Below are 463 nucleotides of genomic sequence, written 5' to 3' on the forward strand. Positions count from 1 at the left end.
TGGCAAATGTTGGTTTGGTGAGTCAAGACTACGGCCGTTATGAACTGACTGTGCGTGAAAATCTTCTTCTGGGTTTGCCGCAGGAGGCTGTTGAGCGTCTTGGTGATGCTGATTTGTGGTCGGCTTTGTCGGTGGCTTGTGCTGATGATTTTGTGCGTGGTCTTGAGGGTGGTTTGGATGCTCAGTTGGGTGAGTCGTTTGGTGGTGTTGGTCTTTCGGGTGGTCAGTGGCAGCGTTTGGCGTTGGCGCGTGTGGTTCTTCGGGATGCGCCGGTGTGGGTGTTGGATGAGCCGACCAGTGCTGTGGATGCTGAGACTGAGGAGGAGATTTTTGCTCGGTTGAAGGTGGCTGCTGTTGGGCGTTTGGTGGTGTTGGTGTCTCATCGTGCGTGGACGTTGCGTGGTGTTGATTCTGTGGTGGTGTTGGATGGTGGGTGTGTGGTGGAACAAGGAACCTACCGGGA

At 54.9% G+C, this 463-nt stretch carries 1 protein-coding gene; it reads left to right on the forward strand.

All coding sequences use genetic code 11. The features are described from left to right. Positions 1-50: 50 nt before the first annotated feature. On the forward strand, positions 51-463 hold a 413-nt coding region (locus HMPREF2928_RS00070; RefSeq protein ID WP_246823473.1), incomplete at its 3' end, for an ATP-binding cassette domain-containing protein.

The organism is Rothia sp. HMSC072B04 (assembly GCF_001813725.1).
In the GTDB taxonomy this organism is placed as follows: domain Bacteria; phylum Actinomycetota; class Actinomycetes; order Actinomycetales; family Micrococcaceae; genus Rothia; species Rothia mucilaginosa.